The 16,137-nt window shown below is 61.0% G+C and carries 11 protein-coding genes, 2 tRNA genes and 1 riboswitch; of the genes, 10 read left to right on the top strand and 3 right to left on the bottom strand.

The window, feature by feature from the left end; genetic code table 11:
* Positions 1–4: 4 nt before the first annotated feature.
* A complete protein-coding gene (locus BZF59_RS03100) occupies positions 5–2,731 on the top strand; it encodes a hypothetical protein (protein ID WP_086606796.1) in 2,727 nt (908 codons plus the stop codon).
* A gap of 209 nt (positions 2,732–2,940) precedes the next feature.
* On the opposite strand, the gene BZF59_RS16175 is transcribed toward BZF59_RS03100, so the two are convergent.
* Positions 2,941–3,014: transfer RNA gene (locus tag BZF59_RS16175), tRNA-OTHER, on the bottom strand.
* Positions 3,015–3,079: 65 nt separating this feature from the next.
* Between BZF59_RS16175 and BZF59_RS03095 the strand changes: the two genes are divergently transcribed.
* From BZF59_RS03095 to BZF59_RS16170, 3 genes are all read left to right on the top strand, one after another.
* A complete protein-coding gene (locus BZF59_RS03095; RefSeq protein WP_245805998.1) occupies positions 3,080–4,288 on the top strand; it encodes a tyrosine-type recombinase/integrase in 1,209 nt (402 codons plus the stop codon).
* 363 nt (positions 4,289–4,651) lie between these two features.
* A complete protein-coding gene (locus tag BZF59_RS15975; RefSeq protein ID WP_143738075.1) occupies positions 4,652–7,855 on the top strand; it encodes an ATP-binding protein in 3,204 nt (1,067 codons plus the stop codon).
* Position 7,856: 1 nt separating this feature from the next.
* Complete coding sequence (locus BZF59_RS16170; RefSeq protein WP_158094262.1) at positions 7,857–8,573, top strand: hypothetical protein; 717 nt, start codon at positions 7,857–7,859, stop codon at positions 8,571–8,573.
* A 142-nt stretch (positions 8,574–8,715) separates the two neighbouring features.
* Positions 8,716–8,816: riboswitch (SAM-I-IV-variant riboswitch) on the top strand.
* Between the two features lie 360 nt (positions 8,817–9,176).
* On the opposite strand, the gene BZF59_RS03070 is transcribed toward BZF59_RS16170, so the two are convergent.
* Together BZF59_RS03070 and BZF59_RS03065 are read right to left on the bottom strand one after the other, a co-directional pair.
* Positions 9,177–10,343 carry a type I restriction-modification system subunit M gene (locus BZF59_RS03070; RefSeq protein WP_245805997.1) on the bottom strand — a complete coding sequence of 389 codons (1,167 nt, stop codon included), beginning with the start codon at positions 10,341–10,343 and terminating at the stop codon, positions 9,177–9,179.
* Positions 10,344–10,424: 81 nt separating this feature from the next.
* Positions 10,425–10,501 (bottom strand) — tRNA-Arg (locus tag BZF59_RS03065).
* 147 nt (positions 10,502–10,648) lie between these two features.
* Between BZF59_RS03065 and BZF59_RS03060 the strand changes: the two genes are divergently transcribed.
* The 6 genes from BZF59_RS03060 (at position 10,649) to BZF59_RS03035 (ending at position 16,137) form a co-directional block, all read left to right on the top strand.
* Positions 10,649–11,035 carry a hypothetical protein gene (locus BZF59_RS03060; protein WP_086606790.1) on the top strand — a complete coding sequence of 129 codons (387 nt, stop codon included), beginning with the start codon at positions 10,649–10,651 and terminating at the stop codon, positions 11,033–11,035.
* 31 nt (positions 11,036–11,066) lie between these two features.
* On the top strand, positions 11,067–11,561 hold the full coding sequence (locus BZF59_RS03055; protein WP_086606789.1) for an MmcB family DNA repair protein: 495 nt from the start codon (positions 11,067–11,069) through the stop codon (positions 11,559–11,561).
* Positions 11,562–11,618: 57 nt separating this feature from the next.
* A complete protein-coding gene (locus tag BZF59_RS03050) occupies positions 11,619–12,398 on the top strand; it encodes a sterol desaturase family protein (RefSeq protein ID WP_086606788.1) in 780 nt (259 codons plus the stop codon).
* Positions 12,395–12,832, top strand: coding sequence for a DUF2141 domain-containing protein (locus BZF59_RS03045; RefSeq protein ID WP_086606787.1), 438 nt, complete (start codon positions 12,395–12,397; stop codon positions 12,830–12,832). The genes BZF59_RS03050 and BZF59_RS03045 overlap by 4 nt, the downstream gene beginning before the upstream one ends.
* A 136-nt stretch (positions 12,833–12,968) precedes the next feature.
* Complete coding sequence (locus BZF59_RS03040) at positions 12,969–14,684, top strand: PAS domain-containing protein (protein ID WP_086606786.1); 1,716 nt, start codon at positions 12,969–12,971, stop codon at positions 14,682–14,684.
* Between the two features lie 85 nt (positions 14,685–14,769).
* The gene (locus BZF59_RS03035; protein WP_086606785.1) at positions 14,770–16,137 is read left to right on the top strand and encodes a M48 family metalloprotease; all 1,368 of its coding nucleotides are present in this window, start codon (positions 14,770–14,772) and stop codon (positions 16,135–16,137) included.

Here is a 16,137-nt window from a genome sequence, read left to right as displayed (position 1 = left end):
GGCAATGATGGGGGAAGAGCACCGAACCGCGCGCTGGCGCTTCCCGCCGGTGTGCGTGGCCGCGCTTCTGGCGCTATTCCCGCCTGCCGCCGAGGCCCTGCCCCAGTCTGCGTCCGCATCGGTTCATGCGCCGGACGACAGCGATGACATCGGCTCCGGGGAGGGGCTCAACCTTCGCATTGCCGAAATCCGCCTTCGTGAACGGCAGGTTCTTGCCTCTGACGAGCTGCTGTTCATCGCCGGCGACGGAGCCGTTTATGTGCCCTTCGCTCCACTGATGGACGTGCTCGGCTTCGCGCTGGAACTCGATGAAGATGGCCGGATGTCGGGCTGGTTTCTGCGCGAAACGCAGCGCTTCGACATCGATCTGACAGCTGGCACAGCAGACATCGGCGGCGTTGTGCGGGCGGTGACAGACCGGGAGATGATCTTGGTCGATGGTGAAGCCCATATCTCGACCAAGGCATTGCACGACTGGTTTCGGCTGTCTCCGACGTGGGACGGTTCGCGCCAGATCCTGAACCTTGCGCCGCCCTATCTGCTCGCCTCGGAGGAAGCCGCGCGCCGCGCCGGACAGCGCGTGGCCGGATCAGGCGCGACTGCCATCGACACGACCGGCTTTGTCGAACTCGCGCAGAACTACCGCTGGATTGACTGGCCGCACCTCACCACCAACCTTGCCCTTTCCGCGGACAACCGACAGGGCGGCGTCTCCCTTCAGGGATCGCTTCTGGCGCAGGGTGATATCCTGAAGGCGACCGGGCTTCTGGCGCTGAATGCCGGGACAAATGGCGAGACAACGGCGCGCTTCACGCTTGAACGACGTGATCCGCTCGCCCGGCAACTCGGTCCGCTTCGGGCAAGTCTGATCGAGGCGGGCGACATCGCCGCCCCTGCCACACCGCTCTTGCAGCAAAGCGCGTTTGGCGTGGGTTTCCGGATCGGACGCGAACCGCTTGATCAGGCTGGCGAGTTTGCGACAACCCAATTGATCGGAGACGCGCCCCCCGGCTGGCAGGCCGAACTGTATCGTGACGATGAACTGCTCGATTTCCAGACCATCGGCGCTGACGGTCGTTATTTCTTTCCCGAAACGCCCACCCGTTTCGGGATCAATCGCTTCCGTATTGTTCTTTATGGCCCCTCTGGAGAGCAGCAGACGATCGACCGCGTAACCGATGTCGTTTCCTCGCTCGTTCAGCCCGGCGCATTGCGTTACAACCTTCTGATGCTCCGCGAAGGGCGCACCCTGCTGGACGGGAGAACGGCGAGCGGTCTCTTCGACACGGCAGCGGACCGTCAGACCCCTGAGGGGATACGCCTTCCCGACAGGCGCGGGGTTGGACTTGGCGAAGCCCTCTACACCGAGGCGCGCGCGTCTTACGGGATTTCCGGCAATCTCGGCATCAGCGCTCTGGCTGCCTATCGTCGCCCGGAAAATGGCGGACCGGACAGCTTCAATCTCGGCGCAGGCATCACCATGCAATCGGGGCGTGCGATCTACGGCGGGGATGTCGTCATGCAAAACGGTCATGCCCTTGCCGGCCGCGCATTTGGAGGGCTTTCACTAGGAGCATTTGATCTGTCAGCAAGCCACGAACGCTATTCGTCAGGGTTCAGCCGGTCGCCCAACGACATCGGCAATCTCGGGATCAAGTCACAAAGCCGCCTGGCGCTCAATGGCCGGATTGGCGGGATTGGCGTTGGAATGAACGCGGTTTCTTCCACCCGCGTTACCGGCGAGTCCGACCGTCAGGCAAGTGTGCGGGTCCACGCCGCAATCGCCGGTATTTCCCTCTCCAATCGCATGTCATACCGGCTGTTCGAAAGATCCGCAGGCGGCCGAAATGGCACCGGGCAGTTCGAGGGGGGGCTGCTGGCGGCCGGCTCCGTCGGCCCCTTCCGTTTGCGAGCTGGTCTCGATTATGAAGTGGAACCGCGCCCGAGGCTGCGCCGCGCTTTGGGTGAAGTGACTTATCGCGTAGCCGACTGGCAGCTGACGGCGTTTGGCGAACGCGATCTGGTCGATGGGGGAGGGCAATGGGGGCTTGGAGCAAGCCGCGACTGGAACGGCGTGCGAGTGGGGGCCGACCTTCGGCATGATGATCGCGCCGGCGGCTGGAGGGGTTTTCTGACCTTTGCCTTTGCGGTCGATCGCGCGCCCTTGTCCGGGGGTCTGCGATTTGGGCGCAAGGCGCTTTCCAATCGCGGCTCTGTCGTCGCATCCGCCTTCGCCGATACGAATGGCAACCGGGTGTGGGACGAGGGCGAGCTTGAAGTCGAGAACGTCAATTTTGAACTGATGCCGCGAGGGCTCGTTTCCCGCGACGCAAGCAGAGTTCTTGTCGAGAATCTGCCCGTGGATGGCCAGCTTGCCATGGTGCCGGATCTTGAGAATGTCGATGACCCCTATCTCGTCCTTGCGGACGAAGGATATGTCTTCACAACCCGGCCGGGCGCGCCTGTAAAGCTTGATATCCCGGTTATCGAAAGCGGGGAACTCGCGGTCTTGGTGCTTCGATCCGACGGTTCGCCAGCTGACAACATGGTCGCGATCCTGCGCAAATGCGGAACCGAAGCGCCTGTCACGCGCGAGAGGACGGCGTTTGACGGCAAGGCATTCTTCTTCGGATTGCCACCGGGCTGCTATGAGGTCTCAGCGGGATCGGGCGCGGCAGTGATGGAGATTGCCGCGGGCGAAGTGCGTGAAGCGTCGCTGGTAATCGAATAGTTGGAGGCGGGAACGATCCGGATCGCCAAAGGGCTCAATCTCTCCGGCGTAGTCCGGTGACACAAGTGTCGGCTCTGTCGCCAGGTCTGCCACCTAGATCAGGATCGAGGAACCACGTCGCTCCGGGTTCGACCGTGCGGCGCCGAGGGCTCTCACCCGGGCTGCAGCGGAGACAAGCCCTGAAAAGAAACGCTGATTGCTTGAAAATCTGGCGCACCCGACAGGATTCGAACCTGTGACCTCTGCCTTCGGAGGGCAGGTAAAACGAACAACTTCGAACAACGTCGAACGCCTATATATCAGGAAAACAATATCTAAGAGTCCGCCCTTGTCCGATCATTTTCGACCATGTATTACGTACCTATTCCGTACAAACTGAAATCGGAGTGCAAGCGCATGGCGTGTGACCTTAGCAAAGTGGGTGAGCGGGAACGCCTCAAGCCCCGGCGCGAACCATACTGGAACCGGCTACGGGGTGGATGCTTCGTCGGCTTTCGCCCCTCTGCACGCGGAGGTGCCGGTTCGTGGGTCGCACGCGCCTACGACGAGGACAGCGGTTCCTATCGACACAAGGCGCTCGGGGACTTCGGCGACATATCGGGCAAAGACCGCTTCACCGCTGCTAAGAAGGACGCTGAAGTCTTCGCCGAGCAGGTCGAGACTGGCGGAGTGGCAGAAGCCAAGCTCGAAACGGTCGGCGATGCCTGCCGGGTCTATGCGGAAACCAGTCCAGATGCAGAGGGGCGCTTCAAGCGCTACGTCTATGGCGACCAGCTGGCAAAGGTCCGGCTGGACAAGTTGCGGAAGCGGCATTTGATCGACTGGCGGGCACGGCTTGAAGCTACTCCTGCGCAGATCAGTCGGCGCAAAAAGGGCGAGAAGCGCATCCGCGAGCGCGCGCCAGCAACCATAAATCGCGACATGGCTGTGCTTCGGGCCGCACTGACCAAGGTTATCGCACCGGGCACGCCGAAGACCGAAGCCGCGTGGCAGGAAGCCTTGCGCGCCATTCCGAATGCTGATCGCCAACGGACGCTCTACCTCGATCGTGCGCAGCGCAGGGCTTTGCTGGATCTGATCGAACTTGAGGCTGCGCCGTTTGTTGAGGCCCTGTGCCTGCTACCCTTGAGGCCGGGCGCAATCGCGGCATTGACCGTGGCTGACTTCGACACGCGCACCAAGGAGCTTACGATCGGCAAGGACAAGACCGGGAAGCTTCGCCGTATTCAGGTGCCTGAGAAGGCTGCCGCACTTCTTTCCGCGCAGTCAGAAAACAAGCTGCCAGCCGCCGCGCTTTTCATGCGCACCAACGGCAAGCCGTGGGACAAGAACAGCTGGAAAGTGCCAATCGGTGCTGCCGCGAAGGCGGCTGACCTTCCCGTGGGAGTGACCGCGTACACCCTCCGACACAGCACAATCACCGATCTCGTGCAGGCTGGCCTGCCGCTGCTCACAATTGCGCAGATTTCAGGAACAAGCGCAGAAATGATCGAGCGCCACTATGGGCACCTAGCAAGCGAAGCCGCCGTAGCGGCGCTATCTCAGCTCGCTCTGTGACTTCGGCCAGTAAGCTCTGTCTTCCTGGAGGTGACTCAGTTTGAAGATCATCAATTTGGAGCCCTTCCATCGGCAAATTTTGCTGTGCTGACCTCATTGCTGCACCTTCTGCAGCTTCGCCGTCCGGTCAGAGCATTGGGATCTCTAATGGAGCATTGGCTGTCGTGATCGATGCGCGGCCATACTCTGTTACTTCCGTCACGTTGGTTTTGATAAGTTGGCGTACCCAATCTTGATTGCAAATCTGAATCACTGCTGGCATCGCTTCTGAGGAGTTAAGGCGATCGATGCCACGGCAAAGATTGAGGCGTAATCGGCTTCATCCGCCACACTGATGTAAGAGAGCGATTGAGGGGTAAAAATTTGGCACTGAATTCCATCGTGCAAACGACAATTTTGCCTAAGGGCATGTTGACGGGACTTGCTGATCGTGAAGTGTCCTTGTGGATTGGAAGTAACTGTTCTGAGATCGGCGATGATATACTTGAATCGTTGATCGAATTACCGTGGCGACACGTCTTTCTGGACATCAATCGCTCAGAGTTAATCGCTCGACTTGAAGCGCCAAGCCAAGGCCCACTCGTTGCTAAGCGTGGGTTTATCCACGTCATTGACGGAGACCCGTCGCGAATAGTCCTGCCGCAACGCTCAATGCCGGTCTTTTTGTTGGCTGGCCGAGGTGAGGCCCGGCCTGATTTCGAAAATCGCCTGCGCCGCATGACGATGCAGGAAGAACTCCGGCGCTCAAATGTCAGGCAGCTTGTCGTAGTTGGCTCCGGCGGTGACATCCCGGTCGAACTCAGGGAGTTGTGGTCGGCCGGTTTCCGGACGAACCTCATCTTTGTCGACGGTGATCAAGGCGCGGCAAAACGGGTGCTTGCTTGGCTGGAGGAAAGTGGGCGATCTCCAACGGCAACGCTCGTTGCACTGCAGTCCGAAGAGTTTGCTCTGCTGACCGCTCAATCTTACAGGGACGCGCAACAAGACGAACGTTTAATCGTCCGTATGCGTGACGAATTAGGCGATCTTCAGGAAAAAAATCTTGAAGGGATCGATGATCCAGACAAGCCGATATTAGAAGACTATTCGCTTATTTTAGAGCGTGACTTATCTTTCGTAGACGAAACCGCGTTGCCTGAGGAAGTCTTTAATGCCTTTTTCCGAGGTGAGGTCGATGACTGGCGCCCGTTCGCCGCAGAGCTCCCTTGGTTCAACAACGACACCCCTTGGGTGAAGCTGAGAAGTCTCCTGCGGAAACTGGACGGTGTTGGGGCGCCTGAGAATAGGGTTGCGTACATCATGTCGGAGCCGGGAGCTGGAGGGACCACTCTCGCTCGGAGCCTGGCATTCAGGGCTGCCCGCGAAGGCTACCCCACCCTCTTTGCCAAGCCTCTGCCGTTCGTCCCGGAGGCGTTACAACTTCAGAACTTCCTCAACCGGGCACGACTTAGTGCAACTGCTCGGCAGGAGGGCGAGTCACCAAGCGAGGATAATCGAAGGTACGAGACGCCTTGGCTCCTAGTCTACGATCGCATACATTGGGAGGCCCGAGACAGCGAGCTTCGGAGATTTATCAAGGAATTCGAGCAGGCCGGACGACCCGTTTGCGTCCTTGTAGTTACCGGCATGCAGCGAGAGCTCGCTTATTTTGACGAGTCCAAATTCTGTGCACTCGCTGAACTTCGCCATATGCTTGAGCAAGCTGATACGGTCGAACTCGGGCGACACCTCAATCGATTTTTGAGGCATTACAATAAAGAAAAGCCAGATTGGCAGTGGGTTAATTTTCAGCAGGCGCATTCCGTTCGATACTTCGAACAAATGGCCGCGTTCTGGATTACACTGTCTTTCTGGCTTCAGGCGCAGTTTGACTATACTGAATCTATTCAGGATTGGGTTTACCGAGCCTTCAAGAAGTCTGCCGACACCCCCGAGGTTCGACGAGCGATCCTTCAAATAGCAGCCCTTAGTGCAGAGCGACTACCGATGCCGGAGGAACTTATCCTCCAAGGTGCGAGCGAATGGCCTGTTCACTTGCTTCTTGATGACCGTCGTTCCAATCTTGCGCCGATCGGACTGGTGAGGCTGGCGGATCGTGGGAGGAAGTTCTGGGCTCTTGCGCATGACATTTTAGGCCAGTTGCTCCTCAATGCTGTATTCTATGATCCCCAGGCGAGAACTGAGTTTGGCTTGGGTCACGCGCGTTCGCCCCTTCACCTACGCTTCCTGCTGCTCAGTGAAATCAGTTCCAATCCGATGATCGGCGAAAGAGATCTTCTCGCCTTTGGCGAGGATTTCGCTACGACAGTCTTCAAAATTGATCCCGACCGCGGTCGCTCAACTTGGTCCGACCTCTGGCGCGAGGTTCTGGATGCTCTCGACAAAATGCCAATAGCTTTGCGTAATGGCAGTCGAGTATTTCGACACCATACCGCAATTTCACGACGGCGAGTTGCATGGCTCGACGAGGAGCAATACGGAGTCACTCCTCATGAACAAGAGATACTATTACGGCGTGCTCTAGAAGACCTTCATTATGCTCTTAGTTCGATTAATGCAGTTCAGGGTCGAGAGGCCGACATCAATCTTTATAATTCGCTCGCAAACGCATATTTCGATCTCGTTCGTGTAAGGGCCAAGCAAGGCGCCAGCGACGATGAACTGGCCGAGCTGCGCGAATTTGCCGCCAACGCAACTCGCCATGCGTTCGAGGAAAATCCTTCAAATCCATATGTGATAGAGACCCATGTAAAAAGCCTGTTGTCGGCAGCCGAAGAAAGGCGAGAGGATCGGTCGCGGCTCTGTGTTGAGGCGCTCGAAATCGCCTACGATGCAATACGCCATGACAGCAGCGGGGAGCGCAGATTTGCTCTTGTCGATTTGGCGGAACGCGCACTCAACATGCTCATGGCTTCCAATGAGGCGTTTAGCCTGCGTGAGCATCCCGAAACACCTACGGAACTACTGGTTGCGTCTTGGCTGTTGATAGTGGAGGTATCTGAAGGGGCTGCGCCCACGGCGATTGAAGATTTGCCGAGAGAAGCATTGCACTCGATCGGTAGCTTGTTGGAAAACCCATTGGGAGATGGAAATCCTCAGGTGGCTCGCCTGAGGTATCAGGTTGCAGTAGCGCGCAATCCTCACAACTATCCCGAGTTGCTTGCGAAAATTGAAGCTTTGGTTGCAACCGACTTCAGGCTCACGCCGCAGTTGCGACTAGAGTATGCGCTGATCCTGATGCAGAATATGCGTGCCATCGAGGCGGACAAGCAGTTTAGGGGACTGCGGAAGCTCTGGAGCGAGACCGACATTTTCGCCCAAGTTCCGACAAATCTTCGCTGGCTGGTGGACACGGAAGGTAAGCCACGCGTCGTGACTGCCATTGCCGCTTATACACACGATCACCGAGCGATGGCGAAAGTTCGCGAATTGGACAATGTCACCGTTCCATACAGGCCTCAAGAGTTTGGCGTGAGGCAGCACCGAGCGAATGAAGTTTTTAGAGCAAATGTTTCTTTCGGTCATAACGGTCCATTCTTGCGACCGGTTGGGTCCATGAACCAGTAAAATGATCCCACCCGAACAAGACATCGTAAGGCGCTATGGCCTTTCAAAAGGCTGGCACCTTGAGCCGCGTACCGTACTATTGGAGGGTACATCAGACGTAGCATTGATCATGCTTGCGGCTGGATTGTTTCGCCAAGCCACAAGGAAAGACATACTATCCGACATCGCTATAGTCGCTGCTGGTGAACGAGACAGAGGCGGCACCAGGGGTGTAATTCGGGAGTTAGTGACCCTTCGAAACCTTGGTGGAGCATGTCTTTCCCCCGCTGGCAGACCCGTTTATCGCTTTATAGGTCTATTTGATGACGATGCGGCGGGAAGGCAGGCAGTCAGCAGTGCCCGGAGCCTGGACGCGTCCATCGTCGAGTTTCGTGACCTTTTTCGTCTCAGGCCAGTAATGCCTTTACCTGGCAACCTCGATCCATCCACGGTTCAGCGATGCTTTGAAGAGAAGAATTCAGTATACAAAGGGATTTCATGGGAGCTTGAGGATTTGGTAGGGGCTGCGCTCTTCGACCTCTTCGTCGAACACTACCCCACTGCTGTCATTCGTACCGAGACTAGGGAAGATGCTATTCATCGGGAGTTGACACGGGACGGAAAGCACAACCTACTGAAATTCTGCGAAGCGCATGCTGATCTAAATAACCTCCGAGCAGTTGTAGGGCTGCTGCACTCATTGCGACGGCTTCTCGCTTTGCCCGCGATCGATGAATAACTAAAAGCATGGGTTTAAATGACGAATTTTGTAAAGTGAGCTTCGGGCACAATGGTAGATTTCCATGTCGATGATCTTCAAACTGAGTGACCACCATCTTCCTGAATCAGTTTGACATAGCGGTTGCCGCTTGGCCTTTTTCTCCGTGCATCAAGAGGGGGCGATCTGCCCTCGCCAACCTGCCAGTCCGGGCAAGGTGGCTCCCGTAAGGGGATGTGGCTGAAGGCAACGAACCGGGCTTTCCAGCAACATCGAAACACTTCTCTCCTGTGCGCGAAGGAGAAACACGATGTCTGATGCTCCGCAAATCAACGACATGGCCCTGTGCATTAAGCAAGGCCATTGGGAAGGTCGGGAGGCTGGCAAGATGGTGGCCTTTGGCCCGAAGGCTGGCCAACTGCTTACGGTCGCGGCTGTTACGACCGGTTTTGGGCCGCTAGATCCCGTGGGCACGCGCTGCTTGGCTTCAAGGACTTTGGCAGGGATTTCTATTCGGCGCAGCGCTTCTTCAAGATCAAGCCGGAAGACTTGGATGACACCGAAGCGCAATTGCAACTTGATCTTGATGTTGGCCCTGGCGATTCAAACCCGTCCAAATCTGTTTCAATTGGGCTGCCGCGAAGCGCGGATCAGCCCGATCCCGCACTGTGGAGACATTCCGCTTTCGACCAGTTTGCGGCGCATCTCGCGCTCTGATCCGCTCGCGTCCGACGCTGAGTTGGCCATCACGAAGCCCGCCCGTCCGCTCTCGTTGAGCGCCGCTGCTAACATGCCGATCCACAGGTAGTTGGCGTTGTTGGTGCTGGGGATGCCGAGCGGGAAGCGCGGGCTGACCACGCCTGCCTCGTTCACAAGCCGCGAGCGATCGACCTCGGACTGGTTGAAGGGCGGGTTGGCCATGACGAAGTCGAACTGGCCGACCAGCTTGTGCGGGTCTTCGTAGTAGGCGTTGGCCACGCGGATGTCGCCCGACACGCCATGCACCGCGAGGTTAAGGCGGCAGAGCTTCTGTGTGTCCTCCATCTTCTCGATGCCGTGGATCGAGATTTCGCGGCTGGGGTTGGACCCCTGGCGCTTCACGAAGTCCGCCGACTGGACGAACATGCCGCCCGACCCGCAGGCCGGATCGAGGATGCGGCCATGGTAGGGCTGGATCACCTCGACGATCAGCTTCACGATCGAGGCGGGGGTGAAGTACTCGCCCCCCTTCTGCATGTAGTTGGCGGCGAACTCGCCCATGAAGTATTCGAAGATCAAGCCGTAGGCATCGCCGTCGATTTCCAGCGGGGCAAGGAGGCGGAGCAACTCTCGCAGCACGCTATCAGGGAGGGAGCCGTAGCCTTGTGGTAGCACACCCGCGAGATCGGGGTTTTGCTCGGCGATATCCGTCATCGCGACGTTAATCGCTTCGGGCAGGTTTTCATTTTCGGGCAGGCTGAGAAGATAAGAGAACCGCGCATGATCGGGCAGGAAGATCGCGCCCCTGCCTTGATAGTCGCCGGGAGTAGGCTTGAGGCGGCCCGTGAAGGTTCTGGCAAGTTCCTCGCTCACGATATCGAACCTGCTCTCCATTTGGCGCAGGGCAATCAACGCCAACACCGGCTGTGCGTATTGATCAGGACGGAGAGTCGTGTTTGTCCAGAGCTGCTCGGCTGTTTGAAACAATCGATGGACAAGCTGGTTCAGGTCGACCGCCAAAAATAACCCCCTTGATTGGCAAGATTTAGTCGCAGGCTGAACGATAGCGCGACAGATCACTAAACGCGACATCGAAAGCGCCGTAGCGCACACCCGCTTTTCCGTACGCGTTCCGTACCGCAGACCGAGAGATTATCTAAGTATTTAAAATTATGGCGCACCCGACAGGATTCGAACCTGTGACCTCTGCCTTCGGAGGGCAGCGCTCTATCCAGCTGAGCTACGGGTGCCGATACCGTTTGCGACGGCATTCTTGCGTGCGGCGCGGCGCTTAGCAAGAGGTGGGGCGCGATGCCACACAATTGTGCGGGCGGGGCCGCAGGGCGCGGGGGGCGGGGTTTAACCTCTCGGCAAGGATGCCCGCCTAGGCTCGGCCCATGGCCACGCTTCCGCCCGAAACGATTCTTCCGCAGAACGCCGCCGCTCCCGCGTCCGGCGCCGCGCCTCAGCCCGAGGCTTTGGCCGAGGCGCTGGTGAGCTTGCATGGGCAGGCGGCGGCGGTCGCGATGCTCGCACGGCTCGCGCCCGAGCCGGTCGAGATCGGCGGGGAGCTTGGCGCAGTGATCGCGCGGGCGGCGCCGTGGCAGCACGCGCTGGTCGAGCAGACCGTGGCCGATTGCGCGGCAATGCTTGACACCGGGCTGGGGGCGCTTGGCATGCTGGTGCGGCGCGGGCAGGACCCGGCGGCGCCTGCGCTGGTGCTGTGGCGCGAGTATCATGCGGCGCGCGCGGCGATGATCAGCGTGCTCGACCCGCAGGCTTGACGACGTTCCACTTTCGTTCCAACGCTGCGCCATGTCCGGCGCTCCGCTTGCCCCACCTGATTCGCCAATTCTGACTGCGAGCGATGTCGCGCGCGGGATCGGGCGGCTGTTTGCGCGCAACGATATCTGGTGCCTGTCGGAAGTCCCGCTGAAGAACGGCCGCCGCGCCGATCTGATGGGGATCGATGCCAAGGGGCTGATCGTGATTGTCGAGATCAAGGTCGCGCGGGCCGATCTGCTGGGCGATGCCAAGTGGCCGGATTATCTCGATTATTGCGACCGGTTCTACTGGGGCCTGCCGCCGGGGCTCGACCGCGCGCCGCTGGAGAGCGAGGCCTATCGCCCCGAGACCTGCGGTGTGATCGTGGCCGATGGCTACGATGCCGAGATCCTGCGCCCCGCCGCGCTCGATCCGCTGGCCGCCGCGCGGCGCAAGACGCAGGTCGAGCATCTCGCCAGAGCGGCGCTGCGGCGGCACATGGCGCTGGTCGATCCGCTATGCACCGCGCTCGATTCGCTTGCCTAACGGGGGGCCGAGTTTGCCCTGTCGCGCGGGGGCGATTTGCGGCATAGCTGCCCCGTAATGCTGCCCGCCGACACCCCCGTTCCGCTTGCACTGCTGATCGTGAGCCTTGCCGTCACGCTGATCGTGGCGCTGCGCTATGCGCTCACCAGCGGGCTGTTCGCCTGGCTGACCGCGCGGCTGCGCCCCGGGCTCTACGACGGCAAATCCGCGCAGATCCGGCGCGAGGTGCGCTGGTCGCTGCTCTCGGCCGGGATTTACGGCGCGCCCGCGGGGATCGTGCTGTGGGGCTGGAACCACCACGGCTGGACGCAGATGACCGCCGACTGGAGCGCCCTGCCGCTGTGGTATCACCCGCTCAGCGTGCTGATCTACCTTTTCGTGCAGGACACCTGTTTCTACTGGAGCCACCGCTGGATGCACCGGCCCAAGTGGTTCCGGATCGCCCACGCCGTCCACCACGACAGCCGCCCGCCGACCGCGTGGACGGCGATGAGCTTTCACCCGGTAGAGGCGGTGACGGGCGCGATCGTGATCCCGGTGCTGGTGTTCCTGGTGCCGATCCACCTCGCCATGCTGGGCGTGGTGCTGACTGTGGCGACGGTCATGGGCGTCACCAATCACATGGGGTGGGAGATGTTCCCGCGCTGGCTTGTTCACTCGCCGTTGGGGAACTGGCTGATAACCGCCAGTCATCACGAACGTCATCACGAGGAATACAGATGCAATTTCGGGCTCTATTTCCGGCTGTGGGACCGGCTGTGCGGGACGGACAAGGGCTTGTCGCGGCGGATCGTGGCCGAGGCCGGGCACGGCGCTCCGGCAGCGCAGGCGGGATGAAGGCCGGGGCGCTTGCGCTGGCGGCAGCCGGCACCGCGCTGGCAGCCGCCCCGGCGCAGGCGGGCGACGTGGTGATCACCGTCACCGACATCCGCTCGACCAAGGGCGTGGTGCGCGCCTGCATTACGACGCGGGCCGATATCTTCCCCAAATGCATCAAGGACCCCAATGCCTACCGCGTGGTGGTGCCCGCCGCGCAGAAGCTCGAAATTCGCTTCACCGGGGTCAAGCCGGGCAATTACGCGATCGCGCTGCTGCATGACGAGAACGACAACGGCAAGGCCGACCGCGCGATGGGGATGATGCCCAAGGAAGGCTATGGCTTTTCGCGCGACGCGCCGGTCAACATGGCACCGCCCAAGTTCAAGGATGCGGTGATGGCGATCGGCGACAGCATGAATCGCCTGACCATCAAGATGCGGTATTTCCTGTAGGTTGGTCGCGCTGGCGGGCTGCCTGCTCGCGCGGCCAGCACAACCGACACCCCCCGCAAGCACCCCTTTAACGTGATGTTTACCACACCACGCCAGAACCTCTCGAAACAGGTTCACGAAGGGGCGTATAACAGCCATGGACACTCTGCGCGGCACCTTTGACTCCGATTCCACACCGGACCGGGTCTGGGACGCATCCGAGGACGACAGCGTGGCGGCGGGTTCCGTGCGCGATCTTCCGCCTTCTGCCATCGGGCAGGACGAGCGGCGCATGCAGGTGCGCGCCTACAATCACTGGGCGAGCCTGCTGGGCGACCGCATGTTCCCCAATATCGAGGATCTCGAACCGGCGGACCTCCCCGATTTCGGGCCGCATTCGGTGCTGCTCGATTTCTCTTACGGGATCGAAAATCCGGGCGTGCGCTATCTCGGCGAAAAGCTGGCGCGCGAATGCTCTGCCGAAGTCAGCATCTCGCGCCTTTCGGACGTGCCGCCGCGTTCGCTGCTGAGCCGCATCACCGATCACTATATGCAGATCCTCGCCAATCAGGCGCCGATCGGGTTCGAGGCGGAATTCGTCAATCATGCCGGGGTCGCGATCCTCTATCGCGGCATCCTGCTGCCCTATTCCAGCGACGATGAGACGATCGACTTCATCTACGGCGTGATCAACTGGAAGGAAGTCGCCGACCAGCTGACCGCTGACGAGCTGCTGCTCGAAATCGACGAGGCGCTCGAACTCGGCGCCGAGCTCGAGCTCGAGGACGAGCCGGTGCGCCGCACCGCCGATCCGGTCACCGACTGGGCCGATTCCCCCGCGCATGAAGATGACGAGGCGGTGCCGGAGAGTGATGTTACGGGTTACGCCGAGGATTTCGACGCCGACGCGATTCCGCTCGACGATGACGGATTGCTGCCCGATTTCAGCCAGTTCAACCTCGACGACGACGAGGAATATGACGAGGACGAAGGCGAGGGCGACCTGGCCGGATACAGCTTCGCCAGCCTTGCCGATTATATCGAGGCGCCGCTCAAGAAGGCGATCGATCTGGCCGGATACGACCTTCAGGCGCTGACCGGCGAGGACGCCGAAGCCGCGCCCGAGCCTGAGGTCATGCCCGATGTCGAAGTTGAAGCCGAAGCGGACGTCGAGGTTGAAGCGGAAGTCCAAACCGACACCGACGCCGCAGAGCCGATCGACGACGCGCAGGACGACACTGCTTTCGCTGTCGCCGATCTGGCGGACGATGCCGGTCTTTACGATTTCCTCGCCGCGGCGCGCGAGCTCGCCCGTGCGGCCGACAGCACCGAAGATCGCAGCCGCGCCGCGCTCTACGCCGCAGTCAGCCACGCCTATGACTTCTCGCTCGCGGCGAAAGACTCGCCCGAGGATTACGCCGAACTGATCGCCGATGCCGGGCTGACCGTGCAGGAACGCGCGCCGATGACTCCGGTGGTCAAGCTGGTGTTCGGGCCGGATTACGACAAGACGCGCCTCACTGAATATGCCGCCGTGCTCAGTCACGCCCACCGCCTGCGCATGAAGCGCGGGGGCCTTGCGGGCTTCCTCGCCGAGGTCGAGGGCGGGGTGAAGGCCGTGGTCAAGGCCGAACGCCGTCTGCGCCGCGAAGAGCAGGGCAAGCCAGTGGAAGATGCCGCCGCCGTGCGCGAAGCGCTGGCCCAGCAGCTGCGCGCGCTGGAGGCGATCACGCTTGAGGAACTCGACGGCGCAGGGCCGGAATTCGCGCTGGTGCTGGTGCGCCGCGACGAAATCGGCTGCGCGGAAATCCTCGCGGAAGTCCCCGAAGACATCGCGTTGGTCGAACGCGCGGCACGCAAGCTGGTGGGTTAAAGCCGTTGTTGTCGGGCTGACGCGCGAGCAGACCACCCGCCCCGCTTCACTTTGCGTTCAGGCGCAGTTCCGGTAGGGTGCCGCCATGCGCGGTCGCTTCAACCTTTTCGCCTTCTGCCTCGCGCTGCTGGCGAGCCTGCTCCTCGCCGCCCGGCCGGCGGCGGCGCAATCGATCCTGCGCGATGCCGAGACCGAGGAGCTGCTCAAGGACCTCGCCGCCCCGTTGATCGAGGCGAGCGAGCTTGAGCCCGGCAATGTCGATCTGGTGCTGATCAACGACGGTTCGATCAACGCCTTCGTCGCGGGCGGGCAGGCGATCTATGTCCACACCGGGCTGCTCTCCGCCGCCGAGACCGCCAACGAAGTGCAGGGCGTACTCGCCCACGAGCTTGGCCACATCACCGCAGGCCATGTGGTGCGCTTCAACGAGCGGTCCAAGGCCGCCAACGGCATCTCCATCCTGTCGCTGCTGCTCGGCGTCGGCGCGGCGCTGGCCGGGGCGGGCGAGGGCGCGATGGGGATCATCGCTGCCGGGCAACAGGCCGCGATGGGCAGCTTCCTCAGCTTCAACCGCGATCAGGAAGCCGCAACCGATCTGGCCGGCGTGCGCTACCTCTCGGGCGCGGGGATCACCGGCAAGGGCATGATCGCCTTCTTCGAACGGCTGCGCGGTAACGAGATCCGCGCTGGCTACAGCCAGGCCGACGAAGCCGCCTATGCCCGCACCCACCCGCTGACCGGGGACCGCATTCAGGTGCTGCGCGGGTTGCTCGATAGGGACCCGGCGTGGGACAACCCGCCCGATCCCGATCTGCAGGAGCGCTTCGTGCGGGCCAAGGCCAAGCTGTTCGGCTATCTCGCCGAGCCGCGCCGCACACTCGCCGCATATCCGCCCACCGACACCAGCATCCCCGCGCGCTATGCCCGCGCCTATGCCTATCACAAGGACGCGCGGGTCGAACTTGCCTTGGCCGAGGCCGACGCGCTGCTCGCTGCCGAGCCCGAGAATCCGTGGTTCCTCGAACTGAAGGGGCAGGTGCTGCTCGAATCCGGTCGCCCGCTCGAAGCGCTGGCCCCGCTGCGCCGCGCCACCGATCTCACCCGCGCGCACCCGCTGATTGCCGGGATGCTCGGTCACGCGCTGATCGCGACCGAGGACAAGAGCTATTTCGCCGAGGCCGAACAGGTGCTGCGCGCCTCGGTGCAGCGCGATCGCTACAACCCCTTTGCGTGGTATCAGCTGGGCGTGGTCTACGAAGCGCGCGGCGATATCCCGCGCGCGCGGCTGGCCAGCGCCGAGGTGCAGGTGATGAACCGGCAATATCCGCAAGCGCTCGCCAATGCGCAGGCGGCAGAAGCCTATCTGCCTTATGGCTCGCCCGACTGGATCCGCGCACAGGACGTGGCGCTCGAAGCGCGTGCCGAACTGGAACGGGCGCGCAACCGGCGCTAG

This window comes from Erythrobacter donghaensis, from assembly GCF_002155425.1.
GTDB lineage: Bacteria > Pseudomonadota > Alphaproteobacteria > Sphingomonadales > Sphingomonadaceae > Erythrobacter > Erythrobacter donghaensis.
Note: the sequence above shows the minus strand (reverse complement) of the source record. Positions and strands in the feature narration are given on the sequence as shown.

Bases quoted from the DNA above. Each gene is read 5' to 3' on its own strand.
- BZF59_RS16170 (WP_158094262.1), top strand. From the start codon at position 7,857: ATGATCCCACCCGAACAAGACATCGTAAGGCGCTATGGCCTTTCAAAA.
- BZF59_RS03070 (WP_245805997.1), bottom strand. From the start codon at position 10,343: ATGTCGCGTTTAGTGATCTGTCGCGCTATCGTTCAGCCTGCGACTAAA.
- BZF59_RS03055 (WP_086606789.1), top strand. From the start codon at position 11,067: ATGTCCGGCGCTCCGCTTGCCCCACCTGATTCGCCAATTCTGACTGCG.
- BZF59_RS03060 (WP_086606790.1), top strand. From the start codon at position 10,649: ATGGCCACGCTTCCGCCCGAAACGATTCTTCCGCAGAACGCCGCCGCT.
- BZF59_RS03100 (WP_086606796.1), top strand. From the start codon at position 5: ATGATGGGGGAAGAGCACCGAACCGCGCGCTGGCGCTTCCCGCCGGTG.
- BZF59_RS03040 (WP_086606786.1), top strand. From the start codon at position 12,969: ATGGACACTCTGCGCGGCACCTTTGACTCCGATTCCACACCGGACCGG.
- BZF59_RS03045 (WP_086606787.1), top strand. From the start codon at position 12,395: ATGAAGGCCGGGGCGCTTGCGCTGGCGGCAGCCGGCACCGCGCTGGCA.
- BZF59_RS03035 (WP_086606785.1), top strand. From the start codon at position 14,770: ATGCGCGGTCGCTTCAACCTTTTCGCCTTCTGCCTCGCGCTGCTGGCG.
- BZF59_RS03095 (WP_245805998.1), top strand. From the start codon at position 3,080: ATGTATTACGTACCTATTCCGTACAAACTGAAATCGGAGTGCAAGCGC.
- BZF59_RS03050 (WP_086606788.1), top strand. From the start codon at position 11,619: ATGCTGCCCGCCGACACCCCCGTTCCGCTTGCACTGCTGATCGTGAGC.